This is a genomic window from Pseudomonas sp. LB3P31 (genome assembly GCF_054897945.1).
This window is the reverse complement of the sequence record NZ_CM142710.1, coordinates 3,033,347-3,051,723: the sequence shown is the minus strand read 5'-3', so window position 1 is coordinate 3,051,723 and position 18,377 is coordinate 3,033,347. Positions and strand designations below refer to the sequence as shown.

General features: G+C 59.1%; 17 protein-coding genes. 7 read left to right on the top strand and 10 right to left on the bottom strand.

The genetic code is table 11. The annotated features are described in order from the left end of the window. Positions 1-62: 62 nt before the first annotated feature. Positions 63-1,592 (bottom strand): 2,3-bisphosphoglycerate-independent phosphoglycerate mutase, encoded by a 1,530-nt coding sequence (gene gpmI, locus ACYZTK_RS13810; RefSeq protein ID WP_462010404.1) that lies wholly within the window; start codon positions 1,590-1,592, stop codon positions 63-65. 153 nt (positions 1,593-1,745) lie between these two features. On the opposite strand from gpmI, the gene ACYZTK_RS13805 reads away from it, so the two are divergent. The 3 genes from ACYZTK_RS13805 to secB are packed head-to-tail and all read left to right on the top strand — an operon-like array spanning position 1,746 to position 2,947. Next, positions 1,746-2,159, top strand: coding sequence for a rhodanese-like domain-containing protein (locus tag ACYZTK_RS13805; protein ID WP_462010403.1), 414 nt, complete (start codon positions 1,746-1,748; stop codon positions 2,157-2,159). Between the two features lies 1 nt (position 2,160). Then, a complete protein-coding gene (gene grxC / locus ACYZTK_RS13800; RefSeq protein WP_462010402.1) occupies positions 2,161-2,415 on the top strand; it encodes a glutaredoxin 3 in 255 nt (84 codons plus the stop codon). Positions 2,416-2,455: 40 nt separating this feature from the next. Continuing rightward, positions 2,456-2,947: a protein-export chaperone SecB gene (gene secB, locus ACYZTK_RS13795; protein WP_027922165.1), complete on the top strand. Its 492-nt coding sequence runs from the start codon at positions 2,456-2,458 to the stop codon at positions 2,945-2,947. Between the two features lie 149 nt (positions 2,948-3,096). On the opposite strand, the gene ACYZTK_RS13790 is transcribed toward secB, so the two are convergent. After that, the gene (locus tag ACYZTK_RS13790; protein ID WP_150579568.1) at positions 3,097-3,552 is read right to left on the bottom strand and encodes a tRNA (cytidine(34)-2'-O)-methyltransferase; all 456 of its coding nucleotides are present in this window, start codon (positions 3,550-3,552) and stop codon (positions 3,097-3,099) included. On the opposite strand from ACYZTK_RS13790, the gene ACYZTK_RS13785 reads away from it, so the two are divergent. Continuing rightward, positions 3,551-3,991 carry a hypothetical protein gene (locus tag ACYZTK_RS13785; protein ID WP_462010401.1) on the top strand — a complete coding sequence of 147 codons (441 nt, stop codon included), beginning with the start codon at positions 3,551-3,553 and terminating at the stop codon, positions 3,989-3,991. The two genes, ACYZTK_RS13790 and ACYZTK_RS13785, sit on opposite strands and share 2 nt — an antisense overlap. 553 nt (positions 3,992-4,544) lie before the next feature. Here the strand turns inward: ACYZTK_RS13785 and ntrC are convergent. From ntrC to glnA, 7 genes are all read right to left on the bottom strand, one after another. Then, the gene (gene ntrC, locus ACYZTK_RS13780) at positions 4,545-5,981 is read right to left on the bottom strand and encodes a nitrogen regulation protein NR(I) (protein ID WP_045061995.1); all 1,437 of its coding nucleotides are present in this window, start codon (positions 5,979-5,981) and stop codon (positions 4,545-4,547) included. Next, positions 5,978-7,063 (bottom strand): nitrogen regulation protein NR(II), encoded by a 1,086-nt coding sequence (gene glnL / locus ACYZTK_RS13775; RefSeq protein ID WP_462010400.1) that lies wholly within the window; start codon positions 7,061-7,063, stop codon positions 5,978-5,980. The genes ntrC and glnL overlap by 4 nt, the downstream gene beginning before the upstream one ends. Positions 7,064-7,293: 230 nt before the next feature. Further along, positions 7,294-7,914: a DUF4124 domain-containing protein gene (locus ACYZTK_RS13770; protein ID WP_462010399.1), complete on the bottom strand. Its 621-nt coding sequence runs from the start codon at positions 7,912-7,914 to the stop codon at positions 7,294-7,296. Beyond that, positions 7,911-8,420, bottom strand: a complete 510-nt coding sequence (locus ACYZTK_RS13765) for a DUF4124 domain-containing protein (protein ID WP_462010398.1) — start codon at positions 8,418-8,420, stop codon at positions 7,911-7,913. The genes ACYZTK_RS13770 and ACYZTK_RS13765 overlap by 4 nt, the downstream gene beginning before the upstream one ends. Positions 8,421-8,444: 24 nt before the next feature. Further along, positions 8,445-8,870, bottom strand: a complete 426-nt coding sequence (locus tag ACYZTK_RS13760; protein ID WP_462010397.1) for a cupin domain-containing protein — start codon at positions 8,868-8,870, stop codon at positions 8,445-8,447. A 161-nt stretch (positions 8,871-9,031) separates the two neighbouring features. Then, complete coding sequence (locus tag ACYZTK_RS13755; protein WP_462010396.1) at positions 9,032-9,388, bottom strand: hypothetical protein; 357 nt, start codon at positions 9,386-9,388, stop codon at positions 9,032-9,034. A gap of 402 nt (positions 9,389-9,790) precedes the next feature. Then, the gene (gene glnA, locus ACYZTK_RS13750) at positions 9,791-11,197 is read right to left on the bottom strand and encodes a type I glutamate--ammonia ligase (RefSeq protein WP_462010395.1); all 1,407 of its coding nucleotides are present in this window, start codon (positions 11,195-11,197) and stop codon (positions 9,791-9,793) included. A gap of 328 nt (positions 11,198-11,525) precedes the next feature. Between glnA and thiI the strand changes: the two genes are divergently transcribed. Then, positions 11,526-12,980, top strand: a complete 1,455-nt coding sequence (thiI, locus tag ACYZTK_RS13745) for a tRNA uracil 4-sulfurtransferase ThiI (protein ID WP_462010394.1) — start codon at positions 11,526-11,528, stop codon at positions 12,978-12,980. Positions 12,981-13,119: 139 nt separating this feature from the next. Continuing rightward, on the top strand, positions 13,120-14,940 hold the full coding sequence (gene typA, locus ACYZTK_RS13740) for a translational GTPase TypA (protein ID WP_462010393.1): 1,821 nt from the start codon (positions 13,120-13,122) through the stop codon (positions 14,938-14,940). Positions 14,941-15,098: 158 nt separating this feature from the next. Here the strand turns inward: typA and ACYZTK_RS13735 are convergent, their stop codons facing one another. Then, entirely contained in the window at positions 15,099-15,539 is a 441-nt protein-coding gene (locus ACYZTK_RS13735; RefSeq protein WP_462014904.1) for a YkgJ family cysteine cluster protein, read from the bottom strand. Between the two features lie 259 nt (positions 15,540-15,798). Here ACYZTK_RS13735 and ACYZTK_RS13730 point away from each other — a divergent pair, with 259 nt between their 5' ends. Then, positions 15,799-18,249: a glycogen/starch/alpha-glucan phosphorylase gene (locus tag ACYZTK_RS13730; protein WP_462010392.1), complete on the top strand. Its 2,451-nt coding sequence runs from the start codon at positions 15,799-15,801 to the stop codon at positions 18,247-18,249. The last annotated feature ends 128 nt before the right edge of the window (positions 18,250-18,377 follow it).

The following is an 18,377-nucleotide window of genomic DNA, read 5'->3' as shown; positions in this document are numbered from 1 at the left end:
GATACACCGCATTCGCGAGCAAGCCCGCTCCCACAGGGGGAAAGTGTTGTTGGGGAGGCCGATTACACCAGAATCGAAGTACCCGTCATCTCAGCCGGTTTTTCCATCCCCAGCAACATCAGCATGGTCGGCGCCACATCCGCCAGCACGCCGCCGTCACGCACTTTCAAGTCACGCTTGCCGACATAGATGAACGGCACCGGCTCAGTGGTGTGCGCGGTGTGAGCCTGGTGGGTTTCTTCGTCGGCCATTTTCTCGACGTTGCCATGGTCAGCAGTAATCAGCGCTTCGCCGCCGACTTTTTCCAGCGCGTCGACGATGCGGCCGACGCACAGGTCCAGGCATTCAACGGCTTTTACAGCGGCGTCGAACACTCCGCTGTGGCCGACCATATCGCCGTTGGCGTAGTTGACCACGATCACGTCATAACGCTGGTTTTCAATGGCATCGACGATCCGGTCAGTCACTTGCGGCGCACTCATTTCCGGCTGCAGGTCATAGGTGGCGACCTTCGGCGACGGAATCAGGATGCGTTCTTCGCCCGGGAACGGTTCTTCGCGGCCGCCAGAGAAGAAGAAGGTCACGTGCGCGTATTTCTCGGTTTCAGCGATGCGCAGCTGGGTTTTGCCGTTCTTCGCCAGATAATCGCCCAACACATTTTCCAGGCTGCCAGCGGCGAAGGCCGATGGCGCAGGGATGCTGGCGGCATATTGGGTCAGCATGACAAAACCGCCCAGCTTCGGCTGGCGCGCGCGCTCGAATTCCTTGAAATCGTCCTCGACGAACACGCGGGTCAGTTCCCGGGCACGGTCGGCACGGAAATTCATGAACACTACGGCGTCGCCGTCTTCGACTTTCACCGGCTCGCCGATGGAGGTGGCTTTGACGAATTCGTCGCTCTCACCACGCTCATAGGCAGCTTGCAAGCCGTCCTGGGCGGTGGCGGAGTTAAATTGGCCATTGCCGTCGACGATCAGGTTGTAGGCCTGCGCCACGCGGTCCCAGCGATTGTCGCGATCCATGGCGAAGTAACGGCCGATGATGCTGGCGATGCGGCCCTTGCCCAGCGACTGGAACGTGGCATCGAGCAGTTCGATGGACGACTCGGCGCTCTTCGGGGGAGTGTCCCGACCGTCGAGGAAGGCATGCAAGTAGATTTTTTCGGCGCCACGCTTGTAGGCCAGTTCGGCCATGGCGACCAGGTGGTCCTGGTGGCTGTGAACGCCGCCATCGGACAGCAGGCCCATGAAGTGCACGGCTTTGCCCGCGGCAACGGCTTTATCGACTGCTGCGCAGATGGTTGGATTCTCGAAGAACTCGCCGTCGCGGATCGATTTGGTCACCCGGGTAAAGTCTTGATACACCACGCGGCCGGCACCGAGGTTCATGTGGCCAACTTCGGAGTTGCCCATCTGGCCGTCCGGCAGGCCGACATCCATACCGCTGCCCGAGATCAGTCCGTTCGGTACGGAGGCGGTCAAGCGGTCCAGCACCGGCTTCTTCGCGGCGAATACGGCGTTGGATTCAGGGCTCTCACTGTGACCGAAGCCGTCGAGGATGATCAGGACCAAAGGTTTAGGCGTGGTGTTCATGGATTCCACTCGTGGCTGAGTTAAAAGAGGGCAATGGAAAAGGGAGTGGCAGTTTAAAGGTAAGTTCCTGCTGCGTCACCGCCGGACGGGGTTTGGCCCACCATAGGGGCTGTGTATACTGGCCGACATTTTAACGCCCTGGAACCTCCTTCAATGGTTGATCACCTGATTGCATTTGCCACCACCCACTATCTGCTCGTCGGTATCTTCGCCGTTCTGCTGGCTCTGCTGATCGCCCATGAGATGAAGGGCGGCGGTCGTAGCCTGAGCACCGGTGAACTGACCGGGCTGGTCAACAAGGACGCGGGCGTGGTGATCGACATTCGTCCGGCCAAGGACTTCGCCGCCGGTCACATTGTTGGCGCGCTGAACATTCCTCACGACAAACTGACCGCTCGCGTCGGCGAACTGGAAAAGCACAAGGCCAAGACCATCATCCTGGTCGACGCCATGGGGCAGACCGCTGGTACTCATGCCCGCGAGCTGATGAAATCCGGCTACACCGCAGCCAAGCTGTCCGGCGGGATCTCCAGTTGGAAAGGCGACAACCTGCCGCTGGTGAAGTGATATGAGCAACGTCGTCGTCTATTCCAGCGATTACTGCCCTTACTGCTCGCGAGCCAAGTACCTGCTCGAGAACAAAGGCGTGGCCTTCGAAGAGATCAAGGTCGATGGCAAGCCGCAGGTGCGCGCCGCCATGGCCCAGAAAGCCGGACGGACATCCGTTCCGCAAATCTGGATCGGCGAGCGCCACATCGGTGGCTGTGATGATTTGTTTGCCCTTGAGCGCGCCGGCGAGCTCGACGCCCTGCTCAAGGCCTGAATGCCTTCCCTATAAGACCCAAGATCAGAAAGGATCTGAGATGACTGACCAACAGAACACTGCAGCTAGCGAAGAAGAAACCGCACCGCAATTCTCCTTGCAGCGCATCTACGTACGTGACTTGTCCTTCGAAGCCCCGAAAAGCCCGGCAATCTTCCGCCAGCAGTGGGAGCCGAGCGTCGGTCTGGATCTGAACACCCGTCAGAAGGCCCTGGAAGGTGACTTCCACGAAGTCGTGCTGACCCTGTCGGTTACCGTGAAGAACGGTGAGAACGGCGAAGTGGCATTCATCGCTGAAGTGCAACAGGCCGGGATCTTCCTGATCAAGAACCTGGACGACGCTTCGATGAGCCACACCCTCGGCGCGTTCTGCCCGAACATCCTGTTCCCGTACGCTCGCGAAACCCTGGACAGCCTGGTGACCCGCGGCTCGTTCCCGGCCCTGATGCTGGCTCCGGTGAACTTCGACGCACTGTACGCACAAGAACTGCAACGCATGCAGGCGGCTGGCGAGACTCCGACCGTTCAATAAGAGCTTGTTTGCCAGATGAAAAAAGCGCCTGCAGAGGCGCTTTTTTATGGGGCAAACGAAAAATGTAGGAGCTGCCGAAGGCTGCGATCTTTTGATTTTCAAGATCAAAAGATCGCAGCCTTCGGCAGCTCCTACATGGGCTCGTGGTGTTACTTGAAGCCCAGCTGGCGCCAGCCTTCGTACACCGCGACGGCCACGGTGTTTGACAGGTTAAGGCTGCGGCAACCTTCACGCATCGGCAGGCGCAGGCGTTGTTCGCCTGGCAGGGCGTCCAGCACTTCGGCTGGCAAGCCCCGGCTTTCCGGGCCGAACAGGAACGCGTCGCCTTCGGCGAAGCTCGCATCGTGGAACGGCCGCGAGCCCTTGGTGGTGAAGGCGAACAGGCGTGGATGGCCGAGGCTGTCCAGGCAGCTGGCGAGGTCGGCGTGACGTTGCAGGGTGGCGTACTCGTGGTAATCGAGCCCAGCACGGCGCAGGCGCTTGTCGTCCATCTCGAAGCCCAGCGGCTCGATCAAATGCAGGTGGCAGCCACTGTTGGCGCACAGCCTGATAACGTTGCCGGTATTCGGCGGAATTTCTGGTTGGAAGAGGATGACGTGAAACATGCACGGCTCCGAAGGTAAAGATGACCGGCATTCTACGCCGCCAGCGGATCGACGTTCGAAACTATTACCGCGAGTAATGGGTTCTTTGGCGATTGTCGGGGTCATGGTCGGTTTGATGATCGGCCGCCTGACCACCCCGGACCCCAGCGAATTGCAGCAAGTCGAGGTGACCGGCGACGGTTTGGTGGTGTGGTTCAACAACGAACCCAAGACCCATGGCGAGTTCGTCGACGGCAGCCTGGCGTTGCTGTTCGCGGCCGAAGGCAAGGCGCAGAAAGGGCAGCTCAAGCTCCATGATAAAAGCGCGAACTGGCGAGTGCGTATGAGTGATGGGGGGTTGTTGCTGACGGTTGTGGCGGCGCGGCCTTTACAGGGAGAGTGGGCCGGTAGCGAGGTCGATGACCGCTGGCGGCTGGAGATCCATCTCCGGGAGCAATAAAAGAGGGAATCCCCGGCCTGCCTGTACCAAGGTTCCCGAAACGGAAGGGCTCGCGCATGGCGGCGTGAGCCCGGTGTAAAGAAGGAACCCCTGACCTGCCTGTATCAAGGGCCCCAAAACTGGGGAGGCTCGTCGCAAGTGCGGTGTGAGCCTGGTGTAAAGAGGGGAATCCCCGGCCTGCCTGTACCAAGGTCCCCGAAACCGGGTAGTGAACTGATTCACTGAATGGACTGTTGCAGGGGGCGTGCCAGGTTTTAACGAGTTGATACAGAAAGCTGCTTTGGAAAGCTGAAAGCCCCGGGATTCGGGGCTTTCGTGTTTTTTCGGTAGAGGTTCGATTGTGAAAGTCATCGGGGTTTTGAAGGGGTTTTTGTGCGCGATTGCGGTTCACGGTGCATTCAGTCGGTGCACTGTGGCCCCAAAAGCATCGCGAGCAGGCTCGCTCCCACAGGGTTCAACGGTGTTCACTCGATCGTGATAACACTGGAAATCCACTGTGGGAGCGAGCCTGCTCGCGATTGGATGTAACTGTCAGCGAAGATCTACAGGCTGCTTAACCCTCTTCCCCCTCATCATCATCCCCACCATCAACCTTCATCCCCAATTCCTTGATCTTGCGAGTCAGGGTATTGCGCCCCCAGCCCAGCAACACCGCCGCATCACGCCGACGGCCAGCGGTATGCTTGAGGGCGGTCTCGATCATGATCCGTTCAAACGCCGGCACCGCGCTGTCGAGCAGGCTCGACTGGCCACGAGCCAGGGCCTGGTCGGCCCACTGGCGCAGCGCCTGCTCCCAGTTGGTCACTGGCGCCGAGTCCTGTGGCAGGTTCAACAGCTCTGGTGGCAGGTCGCTGATGTGCACCTCGCGACCGGACGCCATCACCGTGATCCAGCGGCAGGTGTTCTCCAGCTGGCGCACGTTGCCGCCCCACGGCAGGTTCTTCAGGTATTCCTCGGTCTCGCTCTTCAGCAGCTTGGGCTCCACCGCCAGCTCCTGTGCGGCGCGGGCGAGGAAGTGCTTGGCCAGGGTCGGGATGTCTTCGCGACGGTCCGACAGGCGTGGAATGTGAATGCGGATGACGTTGAGGCGGTGGAACAAGTCCTCGCGGAATTTACCCGCGTGCACCAGGGTTTCGAGGTTCTGGTGAGTCGCAGCGATGATGCGCACATCGACCTTGACCGGCGTATGACCGCCCACCCGATAAAACTCACCGTCAGCCAGAACCCGCAGCAGACGGGTCTGGGTGTCCGCCGGCATGTCGCCGATTTCATCGAGGAACAGCGTGCCGCCATCTGCCTGCTCGAAACGCCCGCGGCGCAGGTTGGCCGCGCCGGTGAAGGCGCCTTTCTCATGGCCGAACAGCTCGGACTCCATCAGGTCTTTGGGAATCGCCGCCATGTTCAGCGCGATGAACGGCGAGGCCGCCCGTGGGCTGTGGCGATGCAGGGCGTGGGCCACCAGTTCTTTGCCGGTGCCGGACTCGCCGTTGATCAGCACGGTGATGTTGGAGTGGCTCAAGCGCCCGATGGCGCGAAACACTTCCTGCATCGCCGGCGCTTCGCCGATGATTTCCGGGGTGCGGGTCAGCGTCGGGACGACTTCCAGGCCTTGCTGTTCCTGGGCGTGCTGGTTTGCACGCTTGACCAGCGAGACGGCTTCGTCGACGTCGAACGGTTTTGGCAGGTACTCGAATGCGCCGCCCTGATAGGACGCGACAGCGCTGTCCAGATCGGAGTGAGCGGTCATGATGATCACTGGCAGCCGTGGGTGCTGTTCGCGAATCCGTGCCAGAAGGTCCAGGCCGCTGGCGCCGGGCATGCGAATGTCGGAGATGATCACGTCCGGCTGCTGGCGCGCCAGGCGGCTCATCACGCCATCGGCGCTGTCGAAGCTCTGCGTGGTCATGCCTTCCTGCTGCAAGGCTTTTTCCAGGACCCAACGGATAGAACGGTCGTCATCGACGATCCACACGGTTTCACTACGGCTCATGTCGATGTGGCTCCTTGTTCCAGTGGCAGAAAGATCGAGAAAGTGGTGTGGCCTGGATGGCTGTCACATTCGATCAGGCCCTGGTGCTGGCTGATGATGTTCTGGGTAATGGCCAGGCCCAGCCCGGTACCGTCCGGACGGCCGCTGACCATGGGGAAAAAGATGGTTTCCTGAAGTTCCGCAGGGATGCCGGGACCGTTGTCGATGATTTCGATCTTGGTCACCAGGCGATGGCGCACGTGGCCGATGGTGAACTGGCGCATGGCGCGGGTGCGCAGGCTGATGCGGCCCAGGCGCAGCTCGTTCTGGCTGCTGATGGCCTGCATGGCGTTGCGCACGATGTTCAGCACCGCTTGAATCATCTGTTCACGATCGATCAGCACGTCGGGAATGCTTGGGTCGTAGTCGCGCACCAGGTTGATGCAACCCTGGCTCTCGGCTTCCACCAACTGGCAGACGCGCTCCAGCACTTCGTGAATGTTGCACATGGCCAGCGATGGCAGCTTGTTCGAACCAAGCATGCGATCGACCAGGTTTCGCAGGCGGTCGGCCTCTTCGATGATCACGTTGGTGTAGTCGCGCAGGCTCTCTTCCGGCAGTTCACGGGCCAGCAGCTGCGCGGCGCCACGGATCCCGCCCAACGGGTTCTTGATCTCGTGGGCGAGGCCGCGCACCAGCATCTTGCTGGTTTCCTGTTTCGACAGCTGCGCCTCTTCCTTGGTGATGCGCAACAGGCGATCCCGCGGGTGCACTTCGAGCAACAGCATGGTGTCGCCATCGGCCAGGATCGGCGTGACGGCGTAGTCAACGGTCAGGGTCTGGCCGGTGAGGGCGGTGAGCATCGCTTCGCGCTTGGTAAAGGGGTGCGCTTGTTCGACTGCCTGGCGCAGGGAGTTCAGCGCTTCCGGAGATTCGGTAAACAATTCACTGATGAATTGGCCGTGACTGCGCTGCCCGCTGACAGCCAGAAGCATCTCTGCCGCCGGGTTCATGTACTCCAGGCGCAACTGGGCGTCGAGCAGGATGGTGGCGGTGGTCAGGTTGTCGAGCAGCAAGCGGTGCAGTGCGTCGCTAATGGTCATCAGGACCTCTTTTGGAGCAGGGCGTGCGCAAGAAAAAAGCGTTTGTTACTGGAAAATGCAAAAACCAAACCAAGGCTCTGAAAAGAAGCGTCGATCGCCTGAAACAGGCGTTTGACGCTCGTTTGCGTGGCGTTATGCCAGCGTCTGCGGGTAGTTTCGAACCAAAATGGGATGGGCAGTGGGAAGATTACAACTATACGCACCAATATAGTGCGCTCAGCAAGTCCGCGTTAAAACAACCGCAAGAAAGGGTTTATTTCTTCCTTGGGTTTGTCCTTGAGCGGACATTCCGGACGTTGGCCGTAATCGGCCAGTACGCAGGGTTTGACCTGGCGTTTCTGTGCCAGTGAAATGCGCAGCATGTGGAAAGGTTGATTGGCGGTGCGCTCGACGGTGCGCCCTTGCTGGTCGAGAATTTCCACCGACAGGTTGTGACTGCCGCGATCGACGTTGGTTAGGGCAAACACCGGGCTCAGGCCTGGTTCGGCAGTGGGCTTGCCGTCCAGCAGCAGACGGAAGCGATGGCCACGCTGCAGGCCGGGTTCGCTGGTCACGCTGACGATCAGTTCACCGGCGCTGCTGCGCAGGGTTGCATCGGGTTCGGGGATTAGCACTCGGAGCATGTCGTAGCGAAACCGTGGAGGTGCCTCACTCTGCTTGCCAGCAATCACGGGTTTGGCGCCGGTAGGGTTAGCGGTCATGCGATTGGCTGGTGGCAGCGGCACGCGCTTGGCATTGCCGTTGCCGGGTTGGTCGGTGAAGACTCGATTGCCTTGGGCGTCGATGTAGGTGAAGACTTCCGCCGACGCGGGCAGCGCGATCAGGCAGGTGACCAATACCCAAACCTTCACTGCTTGTGCACCCGTTGCACGGTAAAGGTCACGGTCGGGCTTTGTTGAATGACACTGTCGCCGCTGATCACCTGCACTGCCAGGCTGTGGGTGCCACGATCGATGTTCACCAGTTGCAGGCTCGGCACGTTGCTTGGCTGGCCATAAGGCTGGTCATCCAGCAACAGCCTGAACAAATGTGGGCCTTGCAGGCGCGGTTTGATCAGCACGCCGACGGTGAAAGTACCGTTGTTGGCACGCAGCGCTTCGCTGGTGGGGAGGCTGGTCAAATCCAGCACCTCGTACGCGCTGCGCGGCTGTTCCGCAGTGGCGGGTTCCACAGGCGGCGCAGTGGGAGCTTGAGGCTCGACGCTGTTGAGCGGTGGCAACTCGACTGGCTGCGCCACCACGCCATTGGGAGGTTGGTTGCTGTAGGCGGTATTGCCTTCGGCGTCGATGTACTTGTAGATCCCGGCCATCGCAGGAGCGGCCGAGGCCAGAAGCACGAGCATTAACAGTGGTCGCATTCAGACTCCCTGTGGACCGCGAGGTTACTCCGACAGTGGAATTCCCTGGCTGCCAGCATAGAACACAATGAGTTCCACCGGCTTGTCACCGGTTTTGCCGCGGTGGGTGACATCAACCATCTCGGCCAGTGCTTCGCCCTGTTTGAATAGTCGAATCTGGCCATTGTCCCTGCTTTCCACTGTCAGCTCTCCAGAGAGAATGTACGCCGCGTTGGGTATGGGATGCGTGTGCCAGTTAAGTTCGGTATTGGCCGGTATCTTGAGTTTGAGCAGCGACAGCTCAGGCGCGGCATCGGGATAACGAAGATACGGGGTGCTGTCCCAGGACGTGCTGCTCTGCAACAGGACTTTGCGTTCAATGCCGGCCGGTGCTGATGCGGGGCTGCAGCCCGGCAGGGTAACGACGGCCATAGTTGCGATGAGCAGGTGAGCGATTAGGCAGGTTTTCATCGTTCCATCCTTTAAGGGTCGGTAAGTCGATGAAGGCTACGAACAACACAAAAAAACTGATGCCGGACGATGCTGGTAAAGTCCTAGGAAAACGCGGTGTTTCTTGTCGGAAATCGGCTACGGAACGGGCTTTCCGTAGGAAGCCTGTTCCGATTACTCGGTTACAGGCACGGTCCGGTAACCTTGCGCAAACCGCTGTCATCCGCTGGCAACACAAACTCTGCAATCAGCGGGGCATTACTTGCGTGGGGAGGCAGGGTCAGCGTCACGAGTTGTCCATCTGCGGATCCGCCAAGCCAGTAAAGCAACTCAGGTTTGTTGATGTTCATGCCCAGCTCGAACACCCAACTATTGCCTGGCAGGCTCCTGACGGATCCCCAGCCGTTGACCGGGAGGCTCAGTGGCGCGCGCTTGCCGGTGACCAGGCGCAATGGTCCGTGAGTGGTCGCACTCGGGCCTTCATAATCGTCGGCATTAAAGCCAAGGCGCGTTGGCGGGATGACCAAGGACATATTCATCGAGCTGCCTGGATAACAGCTGACCGCTAATAGTGCTTCGCCCGTCCCGGTGCCGTGGCGCGAATTTCCCCTGAGAAGGGCGGTTTGAAGCTGGGGTTCGTCAGGGGACGGTTCGACCTGCCAGTGCTTGGTCGGGTCGGGTACCGGGCCGCTGGAAGTGGCGGCGCTGACGGTAGTCAGCGCCCCGCCGCATAACGCTAGCGAACAAAAAAAGCTCAATGCTGGGTGCATATTCTGATCCTCCTGGAAAGAGTCGCAATTGTAGAGCAACGCCCCTGGGCGGGCTTCACTGAACTGTTTTCAAGAAACTGCAAAGCCGTCCGCTGTGAAATCCCAGGAATAAAAAAAGGCCTCCCGAAGGAGGCCTCTCTTAGTCACGCCGCTAACGCAGGCGCTACCGGATCAGCAGCTGTAGTACAGCTCGTATTCCAGTGGGTGTACGAAGGTGCGAACCTTGATTTCTTCTTCGCTTTTCAGAGCGATGTAAGCGTCGATGAAATCGTCGGAGAACACGCCGCCTTTGGTCAGGAACGCACGACCTTTGTCCAGCTCTTCCAGGGCTTCTTTCAGGCTTCCGCAAACTTGTGGGATCTCTTTCGCCTCTTCAGGCGGCAGGTCGTACAGGTTTTTGTCAGCTGCGTCGCCAGGGTGAGTCTTGTTCTGGATACCGTCCAGGCCAGCCATTACCAGGGCAGCGAAAGCCAGGTACGGGTTAGCTGCCGGATCCGGGAAGCGAGCTTCGATACGGCGAGCGCGTGGGCTCGACACGTAAGGAATACGGATCGAAGCGGAGCGGTTGCGAGCCGAGTAGGCCAGCATTACTGGAGCTTCGAAACCTGGGACCAGACGCTTGTAGGAGTTGGTCGACGGGTTGGTGAAGCCGTTCAGGGCCTTACCGTGCTTGATGATGCCGCCGATGAAGTACAGGGCGGTGTCGGACAGGCCGGCATAACCTTCGCCAGCGAAGGTGTTCTTGCCATCTTTGGCGATGGACAGGTGAACGTGCATACCCGAACCGTTATCGCCGTACAGAGGCTTAGGCATGAAGGTCGCGGTGCGGCCGTAAGCGACGGCAACGTTGTGCACGCAGTACTTCAGGGTCTGAACTTCGTCAGCCTTGGCGACCAGGGTGTTGAACTTCACACCGATTTCGTTTTGGCCGGCAGTTGCCACTTCGTGGTGGTGAACTTCGATAACCAGGCCCATTTCTTCCATGGCGTTGCACATGGAGGTACGGATTTCGTGGTCGTGGTCAAACGGTGGAACCGGGAAGTAGCCGCCTTTGATGCCTGGACGGTGGCCATGGTTGCCGCCTTCGATGTCCTGGTCGGACATCCACGAGCCTTGCTCGGAGAAAATCTTGAACATCGAGCCGGAGATGTCGGACTTGAACTTCACTTGGTCGAAGATGAAGAACTCTGGCTCCGGGCCAACGAATACGGTGTCGCCGATACCGGTCGACTTCAGGTATTCCTCGGCACGCTTGGCGATCGCACGTGGGTCGCGGTCGTAGCCCTGCATGGTCGAAGGCTCGATCACGTCGCAGACGATGATCAGCGTTGGGTCTTCGGTGAACGGGTCGAGAACGGCAGTGCTGTCGTCTGGCAGCAGGATCATGTCCGAGGCTTCGATGCCTTTCCAGCCTTCGATGGAGGAACCGTCGAACATTTTGCCTTCTTCGAAGAAAGCGTCATCCAGCGCGTCGCGAGCCGGCATGGTCACGTGGTGCTGAGTGCCTTTGGTGTCCGTGAAGCGCAGATCAATCCACTTGACGTCATGATCTTTGATGAGTTGAACCGACTTCGACATAGTGTCCTCCGGGTGGAATAGGGCTGGTAGTGGATGCCCTTAAATGTTTGTGATGCCGGCGCGCATACTCGGCCAAGGCAACCTGCCTCACAAGGGAGCAAATTGCATGCCAGTGCCCCACCATGGGTTTTTTGCCCCAAATTCATCCTTATATAGATGTTTCGGTCGGCAAAATTGAAAACCGCGCCCTGTTATGTGGCGCATAATCCCACAAACGACCCGTTTTGGTGCGCGCGAAACCTTCTGCATATTAACTGGTTAAACCTTGAGCAATTTCCGCTATAATCCGCGCCCCCCTTTTTCGGCTGGCCCAGCGCGCGCTGTTTTCATGAAACTAATCGTAAAAGTCTTTCCCGAGATCACCATCAAGAGCCGCCCGGTACGGATGCGTTTCATCCGCCAGTTGGCCAAGAACATTCGCACCGTGCTCCGCGACCTGGACCCGGCCGTGGTGGTGAACGGTGTGTGGGACAATCTCGAGCTGGAAACCCGCGTGAGCGAGCCCAAGGCCCTGAAGGATATGACCGAGCGCCTGAGCTGCATGCCGGGCATCGCGCATTTCCTGCAGGTCGACGAATACCCGCTGGGGGACTTCGACGACATCGTTGCCAAGTGCAAACTGCACTTCGGCGAGTCCCTGGCCGGGAAGATTTTTTCGGTGCGCTGCAAGCGTGCCGGCAAGCATGAATTCACCTCGATGGACGTCGAGAAATACGTCGGCAGCCAGCTGCGTCGTCAGTGCGGCGCCGCCGGAATCTCGCTTAAAGAGCCGCAAATCGAAGTTCGCATCGAAATTCGCGACAAACGGTTGTTCGTGATCCACAACCAGCACAACAGCATTGGCGGTTATCCGCTGGGTGCCCTGGAACAGACACTTGTGCTGATGTCCGGTGGCTTCGATTCCACCGTTGCCGCGTACCAGATCATGCGCCGCGGCCTGATGAGCCATTTCTGCTTCTTCAACCTGGGCGGACGGGCCCATGAACTGGGCGTGATGGAAGTCGCGCACTTCATCTGGAAGAAGTACGGCAGCTCCCAACGCGTGTTATTTGTCAGTGTGCCGTTCGAGGAAGTACTGGGAGAAATTCTCGGGAAAGTCGATAACAGTCATATGGGCGTAGTTTTGAAGCGTATGATGTTGCGCGCTGCTTCCCGTATTGCCGATCGGCTGGAGATCGAGGCGCTGGTCACCGGTGAAGCGATTTCCCAGGTGTCGAGCCAGACGCTGCCGAACCTGTCCGTGATCGACTGCGTGACTGACAAGCTGGTCTTGCGACCGCTGATTGCCAGCCACAAGCAGGACATCATCGATCTGGCGAACGAAATCGGCACTGCCGATTTCGCCAAGCACATGCCGGAATACTGCGGGGTCATCTCGGTGAACCCCAAGACCCACGCCAAGCGTCCGCGTGTGGAGCACGAAGAGAAAGAATTCGACATGGCGGTTCTCGAGCGTGCGCTCGAGAACGCCAAGCTGGTACCGATCGATCGCGTGATCGACGAATTGGGCCAGGACTTGCAGATCGAAGAAGTCAGCGAAGCACTGGCGGGCCAGATCGTCATCGACATCCGTCATCCGGATGCCGCTGAAGACGACCCGATGGCGCTCGCTGGCATTGAGGTACAGACGATGCCGTTTTATGCACTGAACGCTCGTTTCAAGGAACTGGACCCTACTCGCCAGTACCTGCTGTATTGCGACAAAGGCGTGATGAGTCGCCTGCATGCCCACCATTTGCTCAGTGAGGGGCATGCCAATGTGCGCGTTTATCGACCGAGCTAAGAGCCCGGGGCTGTTTGCCTGTGGCCTGCGTCACCGGCCCCCCGACTCTGCCGTCAAGCTGTAACGGCTAGGCCTGACTCTACTGTTAATCGCTGCCAAGACTTGTCAGCACACCGAATCCTCTGATCGAGATACACAAGTGATCGAAAATCTACGCAACATCGCCATCATTGCTCACGTTGACCATGGTAAAACCACCCTGGTAGACAAACTCTTGCGTCAATCCGGCACCCTGGAGCGCAACGAGCTCAACGACGAGCGCGTGATGGACTCCAACGACCAGGAGAAAGAGCGCGGTATTACCATTCTGGCGAAAAACACCGCCATCAACTGGAACGGCTACCACATCAACATCGTGGACACCCCGGGCCACGCCGACTTCGGCGGCGAAGTTGAACGTGTAATGTCGATGGTTGACTCCGTTCTGTTGCTGGTTGACGCTCAAGACGGCCCTATGCCGCAAACCCGTTTCGTGACCAAGAAGGCTTTCGAAGCCGGCCTGCGTCCGATCGTGGTGATCAACAAGGTCGACCGTCCAGGCGCGCGTCCGGACTGGGTTCTGGACCAGATCTTCGACCTGTTCGACAACCTCGGTGCTACCGAAGAACAGCTGGACTTCAAAGTCGTCTACGCCTCGGCCCTGAACGGCATTGCCGGTCTGGAACACACCGACATGGCTGAAGACATGACCCCGCTGTACCAGTCGATCGTCGACAACGTACCGGCACCGCAAGTTGACCGTGACGGCCCGTTCCAGATGCAAATCTCGGCACTGGACTACAACAGCTTCCTGGGCATCATCGGCGTTGGCCGTATCGCTCGTGGTCGCGTCAAGCCGAACACCCAGGTTGTTGCGATCGACGCCGACGGCAAGCGCCGCAACGGCCGTATCCTGAAGCTGATGGGTCACCACGGTCTGCACCGCATCGACGTTGAAGAAGCAGCTGCCGGCGACATCGTCTGCATCAGCGGCTTCGAGTCGCTGTTCATCTCCGACACTCTGTGTGACCCACAGAACGTTGAAGCGATGAAGCCGCTGACCGTTGACGAACCAACCGTTTCGATGACCTTCCAGGTTAACGACTCGCCGTTCTGCGGCCGTGAAGGCAAGTTCGTCACCAGCCGTAACATCAAGGAACGTCTGGACAAAGAGCTGCTCTACAACGTTGCCCTGCGCGTTGAAGAAGGCGACACCGCCGACAAGTTCAAAGTGTCTGGCCGTGGTGAGCTGCACTTGTCCGTACTGATCGAAACCATGCGTCGCGAAGGCTTCGAAATGGGTGTTGGTCGTCCGGAAGTGATCATCCGCATGGTTGACGGCGTCAAGCACGAACCGTACGAAAACGTGACCATCGACCTGCCAGAAGAATCGCAAGGTTCGATCATGGAACAGATCGGTATCCGTAAAGGCGACCTGACCAACATGGTTCCGGATGGCAAGGGCCGTGTGCGCCTTGAGTACAACATCCCGGCTCGTGGCCTGATCGGTTTCCGTAACGAGTTCCTGACCCTGACCTCCGGTGCAGGCATCCTGACCTCGATCTTCGACCGTTACGACGTGATGAAGTCCGGCGACATGTCCGGCCGTCAGAACGGCGTGCTGGTTTCGGTTGCTACCGGTAAGGCTCTGACTTACTCGCTGGAAACCCTGCAAGCTCGCGGCAAACTGTTCCTCGGTCACGGTGAAGACGTGTACGAAGGTCAAATCGTCGGCATCAACAGCCGCGACAACGACCTGGGCGTCAACCCAACCAAAGGCAAGAAGCTCGACAACATGCGTGCCTCGGGTAAAGACGAAACCATCGCTCTGGTTCCGCCTATCCGTTTCACCCTGGAGCAGGCTCTGGAATTCGTTCAAGAAGACGAATTGTGCGAAGTCACTCCTAAGTCCATCCGTCTTCGCAAGAAGATCCTGGGCGAAAGCGAGCGTACCCGCGCTGCCAAGAAGTCCGGTAACTAAGTCATTTAGTTAGCAGACAAAAAAACGCCCCCGATCGCGAGATCGGGGGCGTTTTTGTTTGTCTGGATAAAAAATCAAAAGATCGCAGCCTTCGGCAGCTCCTACAGAGTTATGTGAACACCTGTAGGAGCTGCCGAAGGCTGCGATCTTTTTGGGGTTTAGAACTTCTCGAGGGTACGGCGGCTGCTACTGGTCTCGCGCACCACTTCTTTCGGCTTGTACGCGCAATACCCCGGCCGCGGGCCGATCTTCGGGTGATTGCGGCAAGTATCCGGGCGCTTTTCATAAATAGTGCACAGACGGCTCTTACGATCCAGGTACAGGCAATCGTTGTTGCTCATGCGCTGCAAGGTGAAGATCTCGGTCTTTTGGCTGTAACGCTCGACGATCCCTTCCTTCTGCAGGCGCTTGGCAATGTTTTTTGCCGGGTCGCCGCGCTCGAATTCATCGACGATGCCGATACGGATCAGGTCCTTGATCTTGACCTCGACCGGCAGGGTGCAGCAGCTGGACACACAAGATCCGCACATAGGCGCAGAATACTTGGCCCAGGTATCGAGGCGATCGATCTCCGCAGCGGCGATCAGGTTGGGTTTCATCATCGGTTGTTACCAGCGCGTGCATCAGGGCGCGCGATCATACCGGGACTGGTGGATTTTTGAACAACCTTTCGCCAGATTTTTTCATGCGTGGCTCAGCGGTCCCGGGAATCCGGCACGAGCCCTGCATTCTTTCCAGCACACGACAGGGTAATGTCGACCTATCTCGCTCTAACGGGAAATACTGCCGAACCAGATTCTCCACGGCCTGTCAGACCGTCTAGGCTCAACTACTTCACGCTCGCTCGAGGTCTAATCGATGACTCAAGAACCACTTGTTCGCGAAGCAGAGGTGGCCGCATTTCGCGACGCCGTCTTGACCAAACTCACCTACGCGGTGGGCAAAGACCCGGATCACGCCTTTGACCACGACTGGTTCGAAGCCATTGCCCTGGCGGCGCGCGATCATATGGTCGAGCACTGGATGGACCACACCCGGCAGATCTACCGCAAAGGCCAGAAGCGCGTTTATTACCTCTCCCTGGAATTCCTCATCGGCCGCCTGCTCTACGACAGCTTGAGCAACCTCGGCCTGCTCGACGTTGCTCGTGAAGCCCTGACCGAGCTGGGCGTCGACCTTGAGCGCATTCGCCTACTGGAACCCGATGCGGCACTGGGCAACGGTGGCCTCGGGCGTCTGGCGGCGTGCTTCATGGAAAGCATGTCGACCCTCGGCATCGCCGGCCATGGCTACGGAATTCGTTACGAGCACGGATTGTTCCGCCAGGCCATTGTCGACGGCTGGCAGCAGGAGCAGACCGAGCACTGGCTGGACTTCGGCAACCCGTGGGAATTCGAGCGGCCGGAAGTGGTGTACCCGATTGGTTTCGGCGGCAGTGTCGAGACCGTCACTGACGAGAACGGCAAGTCCAAGCAAGTCTGGACGCCAGTGGAAACCGTGCGCGCGATTGCCTACGACACCCCGGTAGTCGGCTGGCGCGGGGCAAGCGTCAACACACTGCGCCTGTGGCGTGCCCGCGCCATGGAAGACCTGCACCTGGAGCGCTTCAACGCCGGTGACCACTTGGGCGCCGTCGCTGAAGTTGCCCGGGCCGAAAGCATTTCCCGGGTCCTGTACCCGGCAGACAGCACTGAGGCCGGCCAGGAACTGCGCTTGCGTCAGGAGTATTTCTTCGTCGCGGCCTCGTTGCAGGATCTGCTGCGGCGCCATCGCAACATGCACACCTCGGTACTGACCCTGGGCGATCATGCGGCGATCCAGCTCAACGATACGCACCCTTCGATCGCCGTGGCTGAACTGATGCGCCAGCTGGTCGATGTCTATGACGTGGCATGGGATGCTGCGTGGCAGGTTACGGTCGATACGCTGTCGTACACCAACCACACGCTGCTGCCCGAAGCGCTGGAAACCTGGCCGGTCGGCCTGATGGAGCGCATGTTGCCGCGGCACATGCAGATCATCTACCTGATCAACGCCCAGCACATCGACTCGCTGCGGGCCAAAGGCATCCACGACTTCGACGTGTTGCGCGCGGTGTCGCTGATCGAGGAAGACAACGGCCGTCGCGTGCGCATGGGCAACCTCGCGTTCCTTGGATCCCACAGCGTCAATGGCGTGTCGGGCTTGCACACCCAGCTGATGCGCGAAACCGTGTTCTCCGAACTGCACAAGCTCTACCCGGAGCGAATCAACAACAAGACCAACGGCATCACTTTCCGCCGCTGGCTCTATCAGGCCAACTCCGAACTGACTTCGATGCTGGTGGATGCCCTGGGTCCGAACCTGCTGGATAACATCGAAGAACGCTTGGTCGAACTGGAGCCGTTCGCCGAGAAGCCAGCGTTCCGCAAGGCCTTCGCTGAACAACGACTGCACAGCAAGAAAGCCCTGGCCTACATCATTCACGAGCGACTGGGCATCGCGGTCAACCCGGCGGCGATGTTTGACGTACAGGTCAAGCGCATCCACGAATACAAGCGCCAGTTGCTCAACCTGCTGCACACCGTCGCCCTGTATCAGGCTATTCGTGCCGAGCCGGAGATCGATTGGGTACCCCGGGTGAAAATTTTCGCCGGCAAGGCCGCTGCCAGTTATCACCAGGCCAAGCTGATCATCAAGCTGACCAACGACATCGCCCGGGTGGTCAACAATGACCCGACCGTGCGCGGGCTGCTCAAGGTGGTGTTCCTGCCCAACTACAACGTCAGCCTGGCGGAGAGCATCATTCCGGCCGCGGATTTGTCGGAGCAGATTTCCACTGCCGGCTTCGAGGCGTCGGGTACCAGCAACATGAAGTTCGGCCTGAACGGCGCGCTGACCATCGGCACCCTCGACGGCGCCAACGTGGAAATGTGCGAGCGCATCGGTGCCGAGCACATGTTCATCTTCGGCCTCAGCGCCCAGCAGGTTGAAGCGCGCAAGCAGAACCACGAGTTCAATGCGACGCCGGATATCGCCGCGTCCCACCGCCTCAACGATGTGTTGCAGGCGATTCGCGGAGGGGTGTTCTCGCCGGATGATCCGTCCCGTTACGCGGGCTTGATCGATTCGCTGATCGACTACGACCGCTTCCTGGTCTGCGCCGATTTCAACTCCTACTGGGATGCGCAGATGCGCGTTGAGGCGCACTGGCATGATTCCAATGAATGGTGGCGTTCGGCGGTGTTGAATACTTCGCGGATGGGCTGGTTCTCATCCGACCGGACGATCCGCGAGTACGCCACGGATATCTGGAAAGCGTTGGAGTAAGTTTTCCAGCAGCTCGATATACTGGCTTGCCGGAAAAGATCGCAGCCTGCGGCAGCTCCTACAGGGAACATTGAGCCCCGTAGGAGCTGCCGCAGGCTGCGATCTTTTCATGTCGGGCTGCGCTAATC